20 protein-coding genes are annotated in these 20633 nt (G+C 30.4%); 18 read left to right on the forward strand and 2 right to left on the reverse strand.

All coding sequences use genetic code 11. From position 1 onward, the window contains the following. Nucleotides 1-76: 76 nt before the first annotated feature. The 8 genes from C3E89_RS04720 to C3E89_RS04755 all read left to right on the forward strand — a co-directional run bounded on the left by C3E89_RS04720 (nt 77) and on the right by C3E89_RS04755 (nt 8380). The gene (locus C3E89_RS04720; RefSeq protein WP_236911325.1) at nt 77-1495 is read left to right on the forward strand and encodes a DNA methyltransferase; all 1419 of its coding nucleotides are present in this window, start codon (nt 77-79) and stop codon (nt 1493-1495) included. Beyond that, entirely contained in the window at nt 1480-2943 is a 1464-nt protein-coding gene (locus tag C3E89_RS04725; protein ID WP_236911326.1) for an aminoacyl-histidine dipeptidase, read from the forward strand. Before C3E89_RS04720 ends, C3E89_RS04725 begins: the two co-directional genes overlap by 16 nt. A gap of 80 nt (nt 2944-3023) precedes the next feature. Continuing rightward, the gene (locus C3E89_RS04730; RefSeq protein ID WP_236911327.1) at nt 3024-3392 is read left to right on the forward strand and encodes a DUF1292 domain-containing protein; all 369 of its coding nucleotides are present in this window, start codon (nt 3024-3026) and stop codon (nt 3390-3392) included. A 90-nt stretch (nt 3393-3482) separates the two neighbouring features. Then, complete coding sequence (locus C3E89_RS04735) at nt 3483-4316, forward strand: Cof-type HAD-IIB family hydrolase (RefSeq protein WP_236911328.1); 834 nt, start codon at nt 3483-3485, stop codon at nt 4314-4316. A gap of 10 nt (nt 4317-4326) precedes the next feature. Then, complete coding sequence (locus C3E89_RS04740) at nt 4327-4776, forward strand: peroxiredoxin (RefSeq protein ID WP_236911329.1); 450 nt, start codon at nt 4327-4329, stop codon at nt 4774-4776. A 31-nt stretch (nt 4777-4807) separates the two neighbouring features. Next, the gene (locus tag C3E89_RS13425; protein WP_236911330.1) at nt 4808-6925 is read left to right on the forward strand and encodes a M1 family metallopeptidase; all 2118 of its coding nucleotides are present in this window, start codon (nt 4808-4810) and stop codon (nt 6923-6925) included. A 14-nt stretch (nt 6926-6939) separates the two neighbouring features. Next, complete coding sequence (locus C3E89_RS04750; protein WP_236911331.1) at nt 6940-7920, forward strand: TIGR01212 family radical SAM protein; 981 nt, start codon at nt 6940-6942, stop codon at nt 7918-7920. A gap of 34 nt (nt 7921-7954) precedes the next feature. Further along, entirely contained in the window at nt 7955-8380 is a 426-nt protein-coding gene (locus C3E89_RS04755; protein ID WP_236911332.1) for a hypothetical protein, read from the forward strand. A 30-nt stretch (nt 8381-8410) separates the two neighbouring features. Here C3E89_RS04755 and C3E89_RS04760 read toward each other — a convergent pair whose 3' ends face one another. After that, the gene (locus C3E89_RS04760; RefSeq protein WP_236911333.1) at nt 8411-8593 is read right to left on the reverse strand and encodes a DUF1540 domain-containing protein; all 183 of its coding nucleotides are present in this window, start codon (nt 8591-8593) and stop codon (nt 8411-8413) included. Nucleotides 8594-8709: 116 nt separating this feature from the next. On the opposite strand from C3E89_RS04760, the gene C3E89_RS04765 reads away from it, so the two are divergent. From C3E89_RS04765 to C3E89_RS04780, 4 genes are all read left to right on the forward strand, one after another. After that, entirely contained in the window at nt 8710-9426 is a 717-nt protein-coding gene (locus tag C3E89_RS04765) for a pseudouridine synthase (RefSeq protein WP_272876661.1), read from the forward strand. A 50-nt stretch (nt 9427-9476) separates the two neighbouring features. Next, the gene (locus C3E89_RS04770) at nt 9477-10028 is read left to right on the forward strand and encodes a DUF6648 family protein (protein WP_236911335.1); all 552 of its coding nucleotides are present in this window, start codon (nt 9477-9479) and stop codon (nt 10026-10028) included. A 67-nt stretch (nt 10029-10095) separates the two neighbouring features. Then, a complete protein-coding gene (gene dapF / locus C3E89_RS04775) occupies nt 10096-10935 on the forward strand; it encodes a diaminopimelate epimerase (RefSeq protein WP_236911336.1) in 840 nt (279 codons plus the stop codon). Between the two features lie 51 nt (nt 10936-10986). Next, nucleotides 10987-12228: a dicarboxylate/amino acid:cation symporter gene (locus tag C3E89_RS04780; RefSeq protein ID WP_236913439.1), complete on the forward strand. Its 1242-nt coding sequence runs from the start codon at nt 10987-10989 to the stop codon at nt 12226-12228. Nucleotides 12229-12286: 58 nt separating this feature from the next. Here the strand turns inward: C3E89_RS04780 and C3E89_RS04785 are convergent, their stop codons facing one another. Continuing rightward, nucleotides 12287-12784, reverse strand: a complete 498-nt coding sequence (locus tag C3E89_RS04785) for a hypothetical protein (RefSeq protein ID WP_236911337.1) — start codon at nt 12782-12784, stop codon at nt 12287-12289. Nucleotides 12785-12887: 103 nt separating this feature from the next. Between C3E89_RS04785 and C3E89_RS04790 the strand changes: the two genes are divergently transcribed. The 6 genes from C3E89_RS04790 to C3E89_RS04815 all read left to right on the forward strand — a co-directional run. After that, on the forward strand, nt 12888-13856 hold the full coding sequence (locus C3E89_RS04790) for an RluA family pseudouridine synthase (protein WP_236911338.1): 969 nt from the start codon (nt 12888-12890) through the stop codon (nt 13854-13856). Between the two features lie 23 nt (nt 13857-13879). Further along, complete coding sequence (locus tag C3E89_RS04795; protein ID WP_236911339.1) at nt 13880-15544, forward strand: nucleoside kinase; 1665 nt, start codon at nt 13880-13882, stop codon at nt 15542-15544. Between the two features lie 15 nt (nt 15545-15559). After that, entirely contained in the window at nt 15560-16477 is a 918-nt protein-coding gene (gene glsA, locus C3E89_RS04800; RefSeq protein WP_236911340.1) for a glutaminase A, read from the forward strand. Nucleotides 16478-16535: 58 nt separating this feature from the next. Continuing rightward, nucleotides 16536-17843: an SH3 domain-containing protein gene (locus C3E89_RS04805; protein ID WP_236911341.1), complete on the forward strand. Its 1308-nt coding sequence runs from the start codon at nt 16536-16538 to the stop codon at nt 17841-17843. Between the two features lie 103 nt (nt 17844-17946). Next, complete coding sequence (locus C3E89_RS04810) at nt 17947-19803, forward strand: sigma-54 interaction domain-containing protein (RefSeq protein WP_236911342.1); 1857 nt, start codon at nt 17947-17949, stop codon at nt 19801-19803. Between the two features lie 329 nt (nt 19804-20132). After that, on the forward strand, nt 20133-20633 hold a 501-nt coding region (locus C3E89_RS04815), incomplete at its 3' end, for an ABC transporter substrate-binding protein (protein ID WP_236911343.1).

Consider the following 20633-nt stretch of genomic DNA (forward strand, 5'->3'; position numbering starts at 1 on the left):
AATTTAAAATAATTTAATAAAATCTTTTTTATCTTATCAACTGTAGTATAATTAAATTAAAACATTGTAAAAGGAGATGGATATTATCATAATAGAAAAATTACATGAAATCCTCCATAATAGCAAGGGAAAAGCAGAAAGTATTTTGAACAAATCCTTTATAGACCCATTTATTTACATAGAAAAAGTTATACCTAATTTAGATAATAGGAAACCTATATATAGAGAGGATTGGATCAATCAATTTTATCAAGGAGATAATTTGGCAGTTATGAAAAGACTATTGGAAAAAGGATATGGTGAGAAAATAGACTTGATTTACATAGATCCACCTTTTTTAACCAAATCAAGATTTAAAGGAAGAATATTAATCAACAATGGAAATAAAGAGGATGTAATAGAGTATTTTGCTTATGATGATATATGGGAAAATGGACTTCAATCTTATTTAGAAATGTTATGTATTAGGCTATATTTGATGAAAGAACTATTAAGCCAACAAGGAACTATCTATATCCACTTAGATTATAGAACGGTTCATTATGTGAAGGTATTAATGGATCAAATATTTGGAGAGGAAAATTTTTTAAATGAGATTATTTGGGCTTATAAATCTGGTGGAGTTAGCCAAAAGTACTATTCAAGGAAGCATGATACTATTTTAGTATATACTAAGGGGAAAGACTATATATTCAATCCCCAAAAGGAAAAGTCTTATAACAGAGGATTTAAACCCTATAGATTCAAAGGAGTCAAAGAATACGAAGACGGTTTAGGTTGGTATACTTTAGTGAATTTAAAAGATGTTTGGCAAATAGACATGGTAGGAAGGACATCTAAAGAAAGGGTAGGTTACGATACCCAAAAACCAGAAAAATTATTGGAAAGGATAATCTTAACATCTTCAAAGGAAGATTCTATTGTAGCAGATTTTTTTGCTGGTAGCGGTACTACAGGGGTGGTAGCAGAAAGGTTAAATAGAAATTGGATAATGGCAGATGTAGGTACCTTATCTTCTACGACTATTAATAAAAGATTAATCGCAAATAAAGCATTACCATATTACATATATAAGGCCTATGAGAATCATGATAAATCAGGTAAATTATTTTTAAAAGAAATAGAAATCAAAAATAATAAAGAAGGTATCCAAGAATTACATATAGAATTAGATAGATATGAATTAGATTTAAATAGAGTTCCCATAAAAGATAAATATAAAAATATGTTAAGAGAAAAATTAACTAATGACTCTTTATCTTTGTTAGATTTTATTGGTATAGATATAAATTATAATGGTAATACTCCTTGTCTTAAATGGCAATACTATAGGAATAATGATGGATTAAGTATTAATTCATATATAAATCTAACTACTAAACATATTAAAAATGGTCAAAAAATATTTATTCGGTATGTGGATATATTTGGTCATAGTAATTCAAATCTCTATGAAATAATCAAAGAAAGGGTGGTTTTGTGTCAAGACAATTAGAAGGTTTAAAGCCAGAAAGAGTATTTTTCTATTTTGAGGAAATATCGAAGATCCCTCGTTGTTCTTTCCATGAAGAAAAAATAAGCAATTATTTAAAACAATTCGGTGAAGATCAGGGACTTGAAACCCTTCAGGATGAGGCATTAAATATTATAATAAAAAAACCAGGTACTAAAGGATATGAAAATAGCCCTACTGTGGTGTTACAAGGTCATATGGACATGGTATGTGAAAAGGAAGAGAATTCAAACCATGATTTTTCAAAAGATCCTCTTAAATTAATAGTAGAAGAAGATTTTATCAAAGCAGATGGCACTACTCTAGGGGGAGATAATGGCATTGCTGTAGCCATGGCTTTAGCCCTATTAGAATCTAAAGATATTCCTCATCCTCCTTTAGAAGTACTTATAACAACTAATGAAGAATCAGGAATGGATGGAGCTAAAGCATTAGATCCTAAACATATTGATGGAAGGATACTTATTAATATAGATTCAGAAGAAGAAGGTACTATTTTAGTAAGCTGTGCAGGTGGAGAAAGGAGCAAAGTGAGAATCCCTATAGAATGGGAAGCTTTTAAACCTTTAAAAGATGATTTAGTTTATTCTATAAAGACTTCTGGCTTGCAAGGTGGCCATTCAGGAATGGAAATTCACAAAGGAAGGGGTAATGCTAACAAGATTATTGCTAGAATATTGGCTTTCGTCAAAGATGAATGTAAAATACGTCTAGCTCATATAGAAGGTGGTTCAAAGACCAATGCAATACCAATGAATGGAACAGCAATTATAGTATTGGATAAAAAAGATGAAAATATATTTTTACAAGCTATAGAAGCTCTAGATGAAGGAATAAAGAAGGAATTGAAAAGTTCCGATCCTAAGTTTGAACTCATTGCACAAAAAACTGAAATTAAAGTGGAAAGGGTGTTAACAGAAGATAGTCTAAATAGGATGATTGCAGCTTTAACTTTGATCCCAACAGGAGTTCAGTCAATGAGTCAGGATATGGAAGGGCTAGTAGAAAGCTCGAATAATTTAGGGATTGTTAGAATATCAGATAATGAAGTTACAATAGAATCCTCTATTAGAAGTTCTAAAGGAACATTAAAAAAGAGTATTGGAGACCAAATAAAAACTGTAGCAGATATAGTTAAAGGCCAATGGGAAACCTATGGCTCCTATCCTGCTTGGGAATATAATGAAAATTCGCAAATAAGGGAAATATTTAAAAGAGTATATAAAGCTAAATATGGAGAAAATATAAAGGTAGCTGCTATTCATGCTGGATTAGAATGTGCTATATTTGCAGAAAAGTTTAGTGATATGGATATGATCTCTTTTGGGCCAAATATGTATGGAGTCCATACACCAGAAGAAAAACTTAGCATATTATCAACTCAAAGGACCTATGATTTACTATTAGATGTATTAAAAGAAATAAAATAGTTTAAAATACTATATACTTTTATAATAATATAAGATATCATTAGCATATAATTAAATAACCTCTTGAAAGGAGAATTAATATGAATAAAAATCATGATGAAAATTGCAATTGCGAGCATGACCATGAGCACTGTGATTGTGATCACGAGATGGATGTAATCTATCTTACCCTTGATGATGATACAGAAATAGAATGTAATGTTATAGGAATCTTTGAGGTAGATGATTATGAGTACATTGCATTAGTACCAGTAGACGATGACCAAGTACTATTATATAGATACGAGGAATACGAAGATGGTATAGATTTAGTAAATATTGAAGATGATGAAGAATTAGACATAGCATCTGAAGCCTTTTATACTTTATTTGTAGAAGATTTAGATGATGAATACGATTATTATGACGATGATGAAGATGATTATTATGAGGAGGATGATGAAATATAGGTTCTTTGGAACCTATATTTTTTCTTCTTAATTGGAGTAAACTTTGGTATACTTAAACTAAGTATTAAAAATAGAGGTGAAATCAATAATATGTACAAGCTAATTGCCATAGATTTAGATGGCACTTTATTAAACGACAATAAAATAATTCCTGAAGACAATTTAAAACTAATGAAAGAAATAATCGATAATGGTTATGAAGTTGTTATTGCAACGGGGAGAAGGTATTGGTCTGCTAAGCAATTAGTAAAGGATATAAATAGGCCTATGGTTATATTAGCTAATAACGGCAATATAGTCAGGGACACTAAAGATGATCAAATAATAATTAAAAAATATTTAGATTTAAAGGATTTTAAGACATTAATTCAAGAAGGAAAAGAAAGAGGATTATATCCAATAATCCATGTAGATCAATTTGAAAAAGGAATAGATCTAATAATTGAAATGGATAAAGATCATAAAAAATACCATAACTATGTGGCTCAATCTGAAGAAAGATATAAAAAAGTGGAAAATTTTTTGGAAATTGAGGAGGATAAAATATTAGCTGTAGTATATGCTGGAGGTAAAGAAGAATTAAAAGGATTCCATTATCATATAAATGAAAAGTATCCTAATAGATTTAATTCTCATGTAATGGAAAATGTAATAGTAGCAGAAGCTTTATTAGAGATAATGAATCCGTTAGGTTGCAAATGGTTAAGTTTATCAGAATATGCTAAGGAAAAGGGAATAGCTGAAAGGGAAATCATTGCTATTGGAGATGATAACAATGATGCTCAGATGATAAAAAATGCAGGATGTGGTATAGCAATGAAAAATGCCAGTGAAGGAGTAAAGAAAGTAGCCAATGTAATTACGGAAAAGGATAACAATGAATCTGGAGTAGCTTTTGAACTAAAGAAAATATTACGCTTATAGGAGGGTGACTATGTCAAAATACAATTTTATTTTAAAGGAAACTGATGGAAAGGATATTTCCTTAGAGGATTTTAAAGGACAAAATATAGTATTGTACTTTTATCCTAAGGATAATACGGCCGGTTGAACTACTGAAGCTACCGAGTTTCGGGACTTACATGATGAGTTTCTAAAAATGGATACTATTATATTAGGAATCAGTAGGGATAGTTTAAAATCTCATGCTAAGTTTAGAGAAAAACAAAATCTACCTTTTCTTCTTTTAAGTGATCCAACAGAAGAAGTACATAATTTATTTGGAGTTATGAAACTTAAGAAGATGTATGGAAGGGAGTATATGGGAGTAGAAAGGTCTACTTTTATCTTCGACAAAGAAGGAGAATTGGTAAAAGAATTTAGAAATATAAAAGCAAAGGGGCATGCAGAAAAAGTCTTAGAGTTTATTAAAAAAGAGCTTTAGTATTAATCGTTAAATAACGAGGAGGGGTATTGTGAAGAGAAAAAATTTATTATCTATTTTTTTAGTTTTAGTAATTTTACTAAGTAGTTTTCAACTAGGTTATGCAGTAGATTCAAATAATCTTACTAAGTACGATATGAACATTAAGTTGAATAGAGAAGAACATACTGTAGAAGGTGAACAAAGTATTAGCTTTGTAAATACTTACAATGATGATTTGAAAGAATTGGTATTCCATCTATATCCTAATTCCTTTAAATCCTATGAAACAATGCCTGCCATTGGTGGTATGTACTATCCAATGGATGGAGAAAAAATTGAAATGAAGGAAGAAGAAAAAGGATATATAAAAATTCATCAAGTATATATAGATAAAAAAGAAGCCGAATTTAAAGAGAATGAGCAAATATTAAGAATTCCCTTAGACAAGCCTTTGGGGAAAGGAGAAAAAATCCAGCTGAAAATCAAATTTACATTAAAAGTTCCAGAGGGTTATCAGCGCCTACACCAAATGGAAGGAACCTACTCTCTAACCAATTGGTATCCTTTGTTATCCATTTATAACGAAAAGACAAAAAAATGGGATGAAAACCCATATCACCCTATTGGAGAATCTAACTATAGTGATATTTCAGATTATAATGTAAAACTCACCGTTCCTAAAGATATGGTAGTAGCACCTACTGGCACTATAATAGAGGAAAAGGTAGCTGGTGACGATAAAATAATAAATATAAAAGCCAAAAATGTTAGAGATTTTGTAATTTTAATGAGTCCAAATTATAAAGTTAAAACTAAGGAAGTAGACGGAATAAAGATTAGCAACTATTATATGAAGAATAAGAGCCATCCCGTTGATAAAACAGCAGAAAAAGTATTAGATGAAGTTGCTAAAGCTATAAAGTTTTTAAACAATACTATAGGCAGATATCCTTATGATGAATTGAGGATAGTAGAAACTTATCTTTCTGGAGGAGCTATGGAATATCCTCAAGTAATCCAGATGGGTGGATACCATGATTTGTCCCATGTAAATATTGAAGAGAATGCACCTTTTATTATAGAAGCAGCAGTTCATGAAACAGTACACCAATGGTGGTATGTAGGAGTAGGGAACGATGAATTTAATGAACCTTTCTTAGACGAATCTTTAACCGTATTTACCACTGCCTATTATTTTGAGAAGGAATACGATAAGTACCATGAAAATGGAGTAGCTTACACTATAAGAAACAGAGTATATCCGTCAACAGTACTTCCACTAAATAGTAGCGTAGATGATTTTAAGGACTGGGGAGATTATTCTTTAGCTATATATACAAGAGGACCTGCTTTTTTTGAAGATTTAAGACAACAAGTTGGGGAAGAAAAATTTGTTGAAATCCTACAAACTTATTATGAGGAATATTTATTTAAAAACGCAAGTATAGACGGTTTATTAAATATTATAGAAAAAGTAGCAGGAAAAGAAATTAGAAAGGTTATGGATAAAGCTGTTAAAGAACCAAATTATCATCCCGAAAGTATACAATTGAGCCAGGAAGAACAAATGCTTTTTTATAGAAGGCAAGAAAAGCAAAGGTTGAGAAGATATGAGAATGCAAAGGGATTAGTATTAGGCAGTATAGTCCTTAGGGCATTAGATGGAGAAGAATTAATATTAGTAAGACCAGAACATATAAAAGATAAGGATTTACAGAAACTAGAAGAGTTAATAAGAATGCTTACAAACGATTTGGAAATTCAATTTGGTATTAAGGTTAAGATAGTTGAAGAAAGAAACCTTACAGATAAGGATAGAGAAAACAATGTAATACTAATAGGTTATCCTAAAAAGATAGATTTTATAAAGGAAATAAAAACAGAACTTCCAATCGATTTAAATTCAGAAACAATTGATATTAATGGAATTTCCATTAAAAATGAAAATATATCTGGTATTTTTATATCAAAAAATCCAAACAATAATAAGAAACTAGCTTTAATTATATTTCTAGATGAAAACTCAGTTAAGAAAGAACATATTGTAACACCTGAAGGATATATATTAGATATGGATACAATATATCAATATAATCCACTATATAATTCAGATGTTCAATTTATAATAAATATGGGGGATGTAGAAGTAAAAGGAATGTACAAATAGAAAAGGTGAAATAATTGGAAATAACAGTATACAATGTTTATTCTAAGTATTTAAAAGAAAGATTTGGAGAAAAGGTATATAAACTACCTATTAATTTGCCCCTTACTTGTCCTAATAGGGATGGTTGTATAGGTACTGGTGGTTGTATATTTTGTGGAGAAGAGGGAGGTTCCTTTGAGAACCTTCCCAATACCCTTACTGTAAAAGAACAAATAGATAAAAATAAAAAATATATAAGTATGAAGTATAAAGCAAAAAAATTTATCTCTTATTTTCAAAACTTTACCAACACCTATTTACCTTTAGAGGATTTTAAAAAATATATTGAAGAATCCATAGTAGAGGGAGTTGTTGGTATATCGGTATCCACAAGACCTGATTGTATAAATAACGAATATTTAGAGTATTTATCCTATATAAAGGATAGATATAGATTGGAAATTACCTTGGAGTTAGGTTTACAAACTGTTAATTACCATACTTTGAGAAAAATTAATAGAGGTCATTCTTTAGCGGAATTAATAGATGCAGTGTTAAGGACTAAAAAATATGGAATTAGGACTTGTATTCATTTAATTTTAAATCTCCCTTGGGACACTATGGAGGATACTATAGAAAATGCAAAAATATTATCTGCACTGGGAGTTGATGAAGTTAAACTTCACGCACTATATATAGTTGAGGGAACAGAATTGGGCAAGATTTATAAAGAAGGACGAGTCAAATTAATATCTAAGGATGAATACAAAGAAAGGGTAATTACATTTTTAGAGTATTTAGATGAAAAAATAATTATACAAAGGATTATTGGCAGAGCTCCAGAAGAAAATGCTTTGTTTGTAAATTGGAATGAAAGTTGGTGGAAGATAAGAGATGAAATAGTAAGGGAAATGGTAGAGAGAAATATAAAACAGGGAATCAAGTGTAATTATTTAAATGGAAAAGCAATTAAGATGAAAAAAATAGAGGAAAAAGATAATAAATGTAGAATATAATAATAAAGTATAAAATATAAAGGGGATGATTATCATGGCCAAATTTATTTTAGGACCAAAGGGCAGTGGTAAAACCAAATGGCTAATAGATAGAGCAAACGAGGAAATTAAAAAAGGTAACGGGAATATAGTATTTATTGATGTGGATGACAATCATATATTTAGCCTTGATTATTCTGTAAGGCTTATTAATGCCATGGAGTTCAATATTAAAAATATAGAATCTTTCTATGGCTTTTTGTGTGGAATTATAGGGATGGACTATGATGTTGAGAAGATATATATAGATGGAATATATAATGTATTTCCTTTAAAAAATGATGAATTAGAAAAACTTGTAGAAGGATTAAATTTAATAGAGGAAAAATTTAATACGGAATTCTATATTGGTGTGGATTTGAAAATGGAAGAGATGCCTGATAAATTAAAGAAAAATTGTATTGAATTAGAGATAGATTAGGCAGGAAATACTCCTGCCCCTCACTTTTTATCATTGCATAGAATTGTTGTCGGGTCTAAAGGTAGCACAGTCTGTTTCCTCAGTAGAAGAGGCATTTCTTGGCTGTATTTCTATCTTTGCTGCACTACATTGGTCTCCAGACACATAATAATGACAAGTATTTACAACACATTTAACACCGTCAAGAGGTTCGCTTGTTTTTTCTATACGCATAGCAATCTCCTTTCATTTAAAATATAGGTTGAATTATCTTAAGGTTCACCATAATTATTTTGTGTTTTAAATAGTTTTTTATACAAAATTCTGATAAGGAGCATTACATGAATAAAATGGAAAGATTAGATAAAATTCTATCCAATATGGGATATGGAAGCAGAAAAGATGTGAAAAAGATAATAAAAGAAGGTAGAGTAGAAATAAATGGTGAAATAATCTATAAGAATGATTACAAAATAAATCCATATACCGACGAAATTAAACTAGATGGAGAAGAAATTTATTTTAGAAAATATGTATATATTATGATGAATAAACCAAAAGGATTAGTTTCATCAACTGATGATCCTATAAATAGAACGGTTTTGGAATTGTTAGATGAGGAATATTTAATTTTCAATCCATTTCCCGCTGGTAGACTCGATAAAGATACGGAAGGACTACTTATTTTAACTAATGATGGAAAATTAGCCCATGAACTATTATCACCCAAAAAGGGAGTTGAAAAAACCTATTATGTAGAAGTAGATGGATATGTAGAGGAAGAACATAAGAAATTATTTAATGAGGGAGTCACTTTAGATGATGGTTATAAAACTCTATCAGCAAAGCTTAAAATAATTGAGTCAGGTTTTATTTCAAAGGTAGAGTTAACCATTAAAGAAGGAAAATTTCATCAAGTAAAAAGGATGTTTCAAGCTATTGATATGGAGGTAATATATCTTAAAAGGATTTCTATGGGGCCAATAAAATTAGATGAGAGATTAGAATTAGGCCAATATAGGGAATTAGCTGAGGAGGAAATTAAATTATTAAAAGAAAAAAATTAAAAATTATGATATAATCTATTAAGAATTCATATTTAGATAGGGTGTTATAATTGGCGCAGTTTAAAAGAAAGGGGATATTTGAAACTTTTTTTCAAAACAGATCTTCCCTTATAATCCAATATACAAATGGGGATATTACCAAGAAAGAATTTTTAGAGTATAATTTTGATTTCGTTCAAGAGATGAATATTAAACCTTTTTCAAGAATCGATAGTTTTGAAAAGGGAATGTATAATTATCAATATTATAATGTTTTAGCTAAGTATTATACTATGCTAGCTAAAGATATAAGAAGATCAGGAAAGCATAGTAAATATTATACTTATTACAAAAACATGGGTAATGAGTATTATCACCAAAAGGATAGAGCAACCTTACAATTATTAAGATTTTTAGAATTTGAAAATGTGGAAGCCTATTTTATTCAGGTAGAATCTAAATTTTTACAGGACAAATTATATGAAATTGTGTTATTAGATTACAAAGAGGCTATTTTCCACTCTAAAAGTTATTGGCTGTTGGGTATATTAAAGGAGGAAGGAGTTTTTTTAGAAGGAAAGAAAAAATCCCTCATAGATGGGTATATTAATGAAAGATATTAAAATAAATAGCGGCAAATAGCTGCTATTTATTTTAAGGCAAAAAATTAATGATAGAAAGGAGATTGACATGGAGTTTACTAAGATGGAAGCCACAGGGAATGATTTTGTTGTATTTAATGGATTTAAATATTCTATTGATAATTATAGAGATTTAGCAATGAAATCCTGTCATAGACATTATTCTGTTGGTGGAGATGGTATCCTAGTATGTGAAAAATCAGACATAGCTGATGTGAAAATGATATATTATAATTCTGATGGTTCGAGAGGGGAAATGTGTGGTAACGGAATAAGATGTTTTTCAAAATATGTATACGAAGAAGGTTTAGTAGATTCAAAAGTCTTTAAAGTAGAAACATTAGCTGGCATTAAAACCATATGGTTAGAAACAGATAATAAAGGCATAGTGGAAACAGTAAAAGTAAACATGGGTAAACCTATTTTCAATCCTAAGGCTATTCCAGTAGATATAGATAAGGAAAGAGTAGTAGAGGAAACTATAAAGATTGAAGGGAAAGATATAGTATATTCCTCAGTACTAGTAGGGGTTCCCCATACGGTTATTTTTATTAACGATATAGAAGATTTTGATATTAATGAATTGGGAAGTAAGCTGGAGATAGACACTATTTTTCCATCTAAAACAAATGTCAATTTTGTCAAAATTTTAGATAGAAATAAAATAAAGGTTTACACTTGGGAAAGAGGGGCGGGAAGAACTTTAGGTTGCGGAACCGGTTCTTGCGCAAGTGTAGTTATTGGTAATCTATTAGGCAAATTAGAGAAAAAAGTTGGAGTAAAAACTGAAGGAGGGGAATTACAAGTTGAATTAGGAGATAAAGGTGAGATCTATATGAAAGGATGGGCTAATAGAATTTGTAATGGAACATTATATAATCTAATATAAATATTATATATGGAATTTATTATTGAGAATGGAGGTATCTTTATGACAGAAATGAACAAAAAAAGCTTTTGGGACTATTATAGATTTCCTATTATATTACTTTCATCAATAATATTAGGAAGTATTATTGGTTTAATAATGGGAGAGAAGGCTTCGATATTTCAACCTTTAGGTGATATATTTTTAAATATAATGTTTACAATAGTAGTCCCTTTAGTTTTTGTAACCATTACCAGCGCTGTATCTAGTATGGTAGATATGAAAAGGCTAGGTAGAATAATAGGTAGTATGCTTTTAGTATTCGTTATTACAGGACTTATTGCTTCAATAATAATGATAACAGTAGTAAACATATTTCCTCCTGCTAAAGGAGTAAAACTAACCATGGAGTCGGCAGAGGAAATAACTCCTTTGAAGACAGGGGAACAAATAGTCAAAGCCATAACCGTCAGTGATTTCCCAGAACTAATATCTAGGAAAAATATGCTTCCATTGATTATTTTTTCAATATTTTTTGGGCTATGCGTTAGCCTATTAGGAGAAAGAGCTAAACCCATATCCAATTTATTAAATATTTTATCGGAAGTTTTTTTAAAAATGGTATCCATAGTCATGTACTATGCACCTATCGGTTTAGGGGCATATTTTGCTTCATTAATAGGAACTTTTGGGCCTGAATTATTAGGATCCTATGCAAGAGCAATGATAGTCTATTATCCTATTTGTATAGTCTATTTTTTCGTAGCCTTTTTCTTCTATTCTTATTTTGCTGGTGGAAGAGAAGGGGTAAAGGTATATTTTAAAAATATATTTCCAGTAGCAATTACTTCCTTAGCAACTCAAAGCAGTATTGCTACATTACCTGTAAATTTAAGTGCGGCAAAAAAGATAGGAATTCCAAAAGATATTAGAGATATTGTAATTCCTATTGGAGCTACTGCTCATATGGATGGGTCCTGTTTAAGTGCTATCTTAAAGATTGCTTTTATGTTCGGTATTTTTGGAATACCTTTTAAAGGAATAGGAACCTATATCACAGCCATAATAATCTCTATATTGAGTGGGGTAGTTATGTCGGGAGTTCCAGGTGGTGGATTAATTGGGGAAATGTTAATAGTAAATCTATATGGATTTCCGCCAGAAGCTTTTCCAATAATAGCAACTATTGGGTATTTAGTAGATCCACCAGCTACAATGATCAATGTAACTGGCGATACAGTAGCTTCTATGATGGTAACTAGAGTTATCGAAGGAAAGAATTGGTTATCACAAAAGCTTACTGCAAAAGAGTAAATATTGTTTACATAAATAAAAGGATGCTAGGCAATAGAATAAAGCCTACCATCCTTTTTTATTTAGCTAGAACCTTTATTATCTCTTCTAAAGAACTATTTTTTTCTATTTCAAACTCACCGGACTTAAGTTTTGTTTCCATATTTAACTCAACAGCCTTTTCAACAAACTCATTTCTATCATGGACTAAGCCATTAGATACCAAGATATCACCAATTTCAGCTGGTAATGATCCAGCAGGTATAGTTACTTTAATTATTTCTGTTGGCTCTTTTTCAGATATTTCATCCTGTTGTTCTCTGTTTTCATCATCTTCTTGGTTTTTTGATGAATCATTATCAATATTATTATCCTCTTTTTCATCCTTTGAATTTATATCTTCACTACCTATTGTACTAGAAGGCTTTTCTGATAAGGTATCAGTAGCATCTTTAGCAAATAATCCGCCTAATCTCCAATTGATAACTAAAGCCACTATTAGGATTACAATGACCATCATTATGTAATCTATACCATCGTATAGGATATCTTTCAATCCTTCAAAAAATTTTTTCACCAAATTCACCTCTTTTAATAACTTTGAAAGAGAATAAAGTTTTTAAAATATGTTAATCTATAATATAATTATAACATAAGAATAAAGAAAAGGTGAGGAAAGTTTGAAAGAGTTAATTATTGACAAAAATGATAGTGGCCAAAGATTAGATAGGTTTTTAAAAAAATATCTGTCAAAAGCACCAAATAGTTTTATATACAAAATGATTAGAAAGAAAAATATTAAGTTAAATAACAAAAAGGCTAGTCCTGAAACTACAATAATTGAAGGAGATATCATACAATTATACTTGGCAGATGAAACCATAGAAAAATTTAGGGAGCAAATAAAAGTAGAGAAAAGTCATACATCCCTTAATATTATCTATGAAGATCAAAATATAATGATAATTAATAAACCAGTAGGAATATTATCCCATTCGGCAAATAAGGATTATGGCAATAATATCGTGGATAGCATGATACATTATCTTTGCCAAAAAGGTGAATATAATCCAAGAATTGAAAAGACCTTTACCCCAGCTATTTGCAATCGGTTAGATAGAAATACTAGTGGAATAATTATTGGAGCAAAAAACTATACTTCTTTAAAGGTTATTAATGAAGCAATAAAACAAAGAAATATCAATAAATACTATAAAACCATAGTTAAAGGAATAATAAAAAAAGATATGATAGTAGAAGGATTTTTATCTAAAGATGGAGAATTAAATAAAGTAGAAATAACCGATAGGGAAATAGATGATTCAAAAAGAATTTTTACTGGAATAAAAGTATTAGCTACATCCAACCAATATAGCTTACTAGAAATAGAACTGATAACAGGAAGGACTCATCAAATAAGAGCTCATCTAGCTTCCTTAGGCCATCCAGTAATTGGAGATGTCAAATATGGTAATAAGAATACGAATAAATATTTCAAAGAGAAATATAATTTACAAAGTCAATTTCTTCATGGTCATAGAATAGCCTTTACTGAAATAGACAAGTCCTTAGAATATTTAAAAGGAAAGGAATTCATAGCTAAAGCAGGTGGAAAATTCATACAGATAGAGAAAGAACTATTTGGATAATTATAAAGATGGAGGTAAATAGAATGAAAAAGAAAATAAAAGTAACAGTAGAGGGAGTTGGGGAAATTTTAACAGAAGAAGATATTAAATTAGAAGAATTATCAAAACAAGTATTTGGAAAAGATTATAGAAAATATATTGGAGCTAGAATAAATAACGAAATTTATCACCTACGTAAAAGTATAGAAGAAAATATGTATATTAAATTTTTGTCTCTAAAAGATGAAGATGGACATAAAATATATGCCAGAACTGCCACTGCAATTTTTATTATGGCTTGTAAAGAAATATTTCCCCGGTCTACAGTAAAAATTGAGCATTCTATAGGAGAAGGACTCTATGCTGAACTAGAAGGAGAAAGATCCATAAGCTTCAGTGAGGTAGAGAAGTTAAAGGCAAAGATGAAAGAAATTATTAATAAAGATATACCCATTATTAGAGAAAAGGTACCAGCGGTAAAAGGGATAACGTTATTTAAAGACCGAGGCTATGAAGATAAAGTTAGACTCTATAATACTTTAGATAGAGAATTGATACAAACTTATAGAATTGGCCACCATATAGATGGATTTCATGGATATTTGGCACCTTCTACTGGATTTGTTAATATATTTGATTTAAAATATTATTATCCAGGAGCTATTATACTTATTCCTACAACAGAATGTGTAAATCAAATACCTGAGTTTATAGAACAAAAAAAATTAGCAAAAGTTTTTAAAGAAGCCAATGAATGGGCTAGTATTTTGGATTTAGGCTATGTAGGTTCCTTAAATGAAAAAGTATTAAATGGAGATATAGGGGAAGTTATTAGAATATCTGAAGCATTACAGGAGAAGAAGATTGGTCATATAGCAGATGAAATATGCAAAGATGATGATATCAATATAATTCTAATAGCAGGGCCATCTTCCTCAGGAAAGACCACCTTTGCCCAAAGGTTAGCAATTCATTTGAAAGTAAATGGGAAAAGACCTATCGCTATATCTGTAGATGATTATTTTGTAGATAGAGAAAAAACTCCCCTAAATGAAAAAGGGGAATATGATTTTGAATCCATAGAAGCTATAGATCTAGAAAAATTAAATGATGATTTAGTCAAGCTATTAGAAGGCGAAGAAATAGAATTACCTAAGTATAATTTTATAACTGGTAAAAGTGAGAGTTCGGGTATTAAAATTAAAGTAGATAAAGACCATCCAATAATAGTCGAAGGTATTCATGGATTAAACCCAAGATTAACAACCCATATTCCTGAAAAGAATAAATTTAAGATCTATATTTCCGCTTTAACTCAGCTAAATATAGATGCACATAATAGAATTTCTACCACAGACACAAGGCTTATTAGAAGAATGGTAAGGGATAGCAAATTTAGAGGCAACGATGTATTTAGAACCTTTGAACTATGGGGAGGAGTTACAAAAGGTGAGGAAAAGAATATTTTTCCATTTCAAGAAGAAGCAGATATTATGTTTGATTCTGCCTTAGTATATGAATTATCTGTACTTAAAAAATATGCAGTACCTCTCTTAGAAAAGGTAGACAATAGTAGCATATATTATTCTGAATGTAAAAGACTATTACAATTTTTAAAATATTTTATTGACATAGAAGATGAAAATATAATTCCACCTAATTCAATATTAAGAGAATTCATTGGTGGCGCGGATATCAATGTGCATTAATAGGAGGGGTTGATATTGAAGGAATTGTTAGATAGATTAATAGAAAAAAACAAAGTCCTAGTAAAGCAAGGTAAAGTTGCTAATTATATACCGTTGTTAGGAAATGCAGATCCTAAAGACCTAGGGATCTGTGTTATAGATAGTTTGGGGAACCTATACTCTAGCGGTATCTATGATAAAAAGTTTACAATTCAAAGCATATCTAAGGTAATAGCTTTAATGCTGGCAATAATGGACCATGGGGAAGAAGAGGTTTTTTTAAAGGTTGGTATGGAATCTATAGATGAACCCTTTAATTCTCTATATAAATTAGACCTACCCCATGGACATAAACCTGCCAACCCAATGATTAATGCTGGTGCAATTGTTACTACTTCTTTAATTAGAGGAAATGGAGATGAAAAACTTAACCGACTATTAGAGGTCCTACGAAAGATAACTAATAACGAAAATATTAACTATAATAAAGAAGTATACCAGTCTGAAAAAACAACGGGAGATAGAAATAGAGCCATAGCTTTTTTATTAAAAAGCAAAGGATTAATAGATGGAGAAATAGAAGAAGTACTTGACACCTACTTTAAACAATGTTCCATAGAGGTAGATTGTCAAGATATAGCAAAAATAGGGATCTTTCTTGCTAATAGGGGAAGGGTTTTAGATACAGGAGAAAAATTAGTTGATAATAGAACTATTTCTACTCTTATGGCTATAATGACTACCTGTGGTATGTATGATTTTAGTGGAGAATACGCCATCAAAGTAGGAATACCTTCAAAGAGTGGAGTATCAGGGGGTATACTGGCATCAGTGCCTAATAAATATGGCATTGGAGTTTATGGACCTGCACTAGATAAACACGGGAATTCCGTAGCTGGATATGGGATATTAAAGGATTTATCTCAAGAGTTAGAACTAAGTATTTTTGTATAGAACTGATTTAATTAATATATATTTGGCAGAATCCTATTGTTAAACTGGGGGTATATGGGTGAAAGAAAAAAGGAGAATACTAATTACTGTTCTGTTGTTAATAGTTACAGTTTTACTTTTTAGATTAGAGAAGTATATTAACAAAGGAAAAAAAGTTATTCACCAAAATAAAGAGCCTGTTTTCTACACCATAGAAGATCCGGAGTTTTGGATAGATAGAATTGAAGATAAGGATCTATTGCTTATGAACCTTACGGAAATAGAGAAGTTTAATGAGGAAATCCTTAAAAAGTTTGATTTTTTAGTGGACTTAGAAGAACATAAAGAGAATATAAAAAAAGAAAAATTACAGGAATTAATAGAAAGTACCAGTCAAATACCCGGAGAGCTTAGATATGATAGAGAAGGAAATATTATGGATGAAGATTATTTTAATAGACTCATCCATAATTTCAATTTAGAATCCTATCCAGCTTCCATATCTATTAAGTATGGGGTTACTATAAATAGAACTATGATAAGGACTTTTCCAACTTTTGAACCCTCTTATAGGGAAAAGGATAATCCCAATTTTGATAGATTTATGGAGACTGCCATTTACCCATGGGAGCCTTTAATTATATATTCGGAAAGTACCGATGGAGAATGGTATTTTGGTAGAATGTATAATTATTTAGGCTGGATACCTAAAAAAGATGTAGCTATCGGAGAAAAGGAAGAAATATTTAGCTATATAAAGAGAGAGCCCTTTCTAGTAGTTATAGATAAACAAGTATATATAGAGGACCTACTTTTAGATATGGGGGTTAGAGTTCCAATAATAGAGGAAAATAAGGATGCCTATGTTATTGGTATACCTACCAGAAATGAAGATGGACAATTAGAGATAGTTGAAAAGGAAATCCACACTTTGGAAAAATTCAACAAAGGATATCTTCCATATACTAAAGAAAATATCATTAAACAAGGATTCAAATTTTATGGAGAAGAATATGGATGGGGTGGAAGTGATAATAAAAGAGATTGTTCTGCCTTTATAATGGATATCTATAGAACCTTTGGACTTAAACTTCCTAGAAATTCCATAGAACAAGGGATAGAATCTATTGGGAAAATACATAGCAAAGAAAATATACCACCTGCAAGTATATTATACATGCCAGGACATACAATGTTATATCTTGGAGAAGAGAATGGGGTAGGCTATATACTACATCAATTTGCTGGATATTACGAAGAGGGAGAAAAGGGTCTTAATTATATAGAAGTTATGAAAACAGGCGTAACCCCACTAACTATAAAGATATCAAATGGTAAATCCTATATGGAAGTGATAAATGTATGCAAAGAATTTATTAATAATTAATGGATAAAAGGGTTGACCTAATATCACTTTAGCATTATACTAGGATAAAATGATTTCTAGTGATATAATCTTAATAATATAATTATGATTAAAGGGTGGTAAGATGCTTTTCAACTCACAAGACTATGTTAAGATGTTTACCGATATGATGTCAGAGGGTTTTATAGTTATAGATAATAATGGAATAATCCAAATATATAATAAAAAAGCAAAAGAAATTTTTGGCATAGTCTATAACCAACAAATAAGCCACGGTGTTGGAAAAATAAATAAAGGGGATATTGTAATAATTGGAGATAATTCATTGGGAAGAGATGATGGGAATTTAGATAGAGAGTCCTTAGAATCTTTGGGAATAAAGGATAATAATATTGAACAAGGAGATGCAATATTAGCAATTGGAGTTTTTCATCAAAAAGGAATATCCCCCATATATAAATATTTGAAATCCGGCAATATGGAAGATACCTTAAAATTGAAAACTAAATATTTAGGTATAGATTTAGGAGCAATAATAGATTTTGCAAACAGAATTATAACTATAGAAGTTAATGAAGAGAAATTTTCTATGAATTATATTAATGCCATTGGTCATATGGTAATTTTAGATGGAAAGACTAATAAGTTGAAATTTTACCAAGCTCAAGGATATACAGCTCGGGGAGAAAGTATCGCTGATCTACTAATGGGTTCTGAATATAGAGCTAAGGGAGAAAACTCTAATATACTCAATGTAATTGGCAAGAATATATTTGAAATCCATAAAGGAAGTTCAACTATTAAAGAATTTTATAAAGTAGCCAAAGGGGAAAATATTAGCTATATTGACGAATTTAAAGAAATAAACGGAATTCCTACCATGTGTACTTTGATTCCTGTAGATAAAGATGAAATTAGGATAGGTGCTGCACTAAAGGTAGAAGATATTTCCGAAATAAAGCATATAATTAGAGAGAGGGATAAGGCTCTTCTAGACTTAGAAAAAATGGAAAATCAATTAAAGGAAAAGAAGGTTTTTAAAAAAGCCTTCCCTAATATTGTTGGCGAGAGCAAAGAGATAGAACATGTAAAACGATTAGCCCTAAAAGCTGCAAAAACTAATTCTACCATATTAATTTTAGGTGAAAGCGGTACAGGCAAGACAATATTAGCTAAGGGAATTCATGAAAATAGTAGGTTCAAAGATAACCCTTTTATTCATGTAAACTGTGGAGCAATTCCAACTACTCTTTTGGAGTCAGAATTGTTTGGATATGAAAAAGGGGCCTTTACTGGGGCTAATAAGGAAGGGAAAATTGGGTTTTTTGAGATGGCTAACGACGGAACTATATTTTTAGATGAAATAGGAGATATTCCTACCAATTTACAAGTTAAATTACTTCAAGTGCTCCAAGAGAAAAGTTTTTATAGAGTTGGAGGAACAGAGAAAATAGACGTAAATTTGAGAATAATAGCAGCAACTAATAAAAATTTAGAAGAAGAAATGATGGAAGGGAAGTTTAGGGAAGATCTATATTATAGAATCAATGTATTTCCTATATTAATACCCCCTTTAAGGGAGAGAATAGAGGATGTCTACTCTTTAGTAGATATATTGTTACCTAAAATATGTAATGAAATCGGTATAGATACTAAAAGAATTTCTGCTGAGGCTCTCAATCTTTTGACACGATATAATTGGCCTGGAAACGTTAGAGAATTAGAAAATATACTGGAAAGGGCTATAAACCTATCAGAAAGCAATACTATTCTATCTAAACATATTACATTAGACATAAAAGAGGAAAAATCCAATACTAAAGAAATAACCCCTTTAAGGGAATCTGTTAATCTTTGTGAAAAAAATGCTATCAAAAGAGCTCTAAGTTTTTATAAAGGAAACAAAAAGAAGGCTATGGAAGCATTGGAAATTAGCAAAACAACTTTTTATGATAAATTAAAACGGTATGAAATTGATTAGTATTTAATCCTTATAAAAGGAAACTTTCCTGTTATAGGGAAAATATATAGAAGGGCTATTTATAATGGAAATCTAGGGGCAACAACAGCCTTATAGTCCTTCAACAGTCCTAATTTTCGGAATATTCAAATAAGCGAGAAAAATCAAAGGGAGTCAATTGCATATTTAAAAAGGAAATAGACTTATAGGAATATATGGCATGTATCTTGCCATAAATAATATAAAGAGATATTGGACTTAGCATCTGGTCTATTAACAAAGGACAAGGGGGGAGGGAATATTAAATATATATTGTTTTCTATTACTATGAATTTTTAAGGAGGGAAAGTATGAAAAGACTAATAGCTTTAACTATGGCTCTATTAATAATTATCACAGGTTGTTCTCAAGGAGGAAAGAAAACCTCAGGAGATAATGTGGCTGCTGTGCAAGAATATAGAACAGTTTATTCAGGTGAAATTACTACTTTGAATTATCTGGTAACTTCAACAACAAATGAATTTGCCATAGCTGCAAACTTAGTAGATACTTTAATCGACTATGATAGATATGGAGTAGTACAACCAGGTCTTGCCACTGAGTGGAGTCTATCAGATGACAATTTAGTTTGGACCTTTAAGATAAGGGAAGGGGTTAAATGGTTAACTCATGAGGGAGAAGAATATGGAGAAGTTACGGCTCAGGATTTTGTAGATGCTATGAAATACATATTAAATCCAGCCAATGAATCTAAAACCGCCAATATAGCCTATAGCGTTATAAAAAATGCTGAAGAATATTATAATGGAGAGATAAGGGATTTTGAAGAAGTAGGGGTAAAGGCACTAGAT

This window comes from Clostridium sp. Cult1 (assembly GCF_021655095.1).
In the GTDB taxonomy this organism is placed as follows: domain Bacteria; phylum Bacillota; class Clostridia; order Tissierellales; family Tepidimicrobiaceae; genus Schnuerera.

Excerpts from the sequence above, each read along its gene's own strand:
- C3E89_RS04765 (WP_272876661.1), top strand. The coding sequence starts at position 8,710 with ATGGAAAGATTAGATAAAATTCTATCCAATATGGGATATGGAAGCAGA.
- C3E89_RS04735 (WP_236911328.1), top strand. The coding sequence starts at position 3,483 with ATGTACAAGCTAATTGCCATAGATTTAGATGGCACTTTATTAAACGAC.
- dapF (WP_236911336.1), top strand. The coding sequence starts at position 10,096 with ATGGAGTTTACTAAGATGGAAGCCACAGGGAATGATTTTGTTGTATTT.
- C3E89_RS04720 (WP_236911325.1), top strand. The coding sequence starts at position 77 with ATGGATATTATCATAATAGAAAAATTACATGAAATCCTCCATAATAGC.
- C3E89_RS04795 (WP_236911339.1), top strand. The coding sequence starts at position 13,880 with ATGAAAAAGAAAATAAAAGTAACAGTAGAGGGAGTTGGGGAAATTTTA.
- C3E89_RS04755 (WP_236911332.1), top strand. The coding sequence starts at position 7,955 with ATGGCCAAATTTATTTTAGGACCAAAGGGCAGTGGTAAAACCAAATGG.
- C3E89_RS04810 (WP_236911342.1), top strand. The coding sequence starts at position 17,947 with ATGCTTTTCAACTCACAAGACTATGTTAAGATGTTTACCGATATGATG.
- C3E89_RS04730 (WP_236911327.1), top strand. The coding sequence starts at position 3,024 with ATGAATAAAAATCATGATGAAAATTGCAATTGCGAGCATGACCATGAG.
- C3E89_RS04760 (WP_236911333.1), bottom strand. The coding sequence starts at position 8,593 with ATGCGTATAGAAAAAACAAGCGAACCTCTTGACGGTGTTAAATGTGTT.
- C3E89_RS04780 (WP_236913439.1), top strand. The coding sequence starts at position 10,987 with ATGAACAAAAAAAGCTTTTGGGACTATTATAGATTTCCTATTATATTA.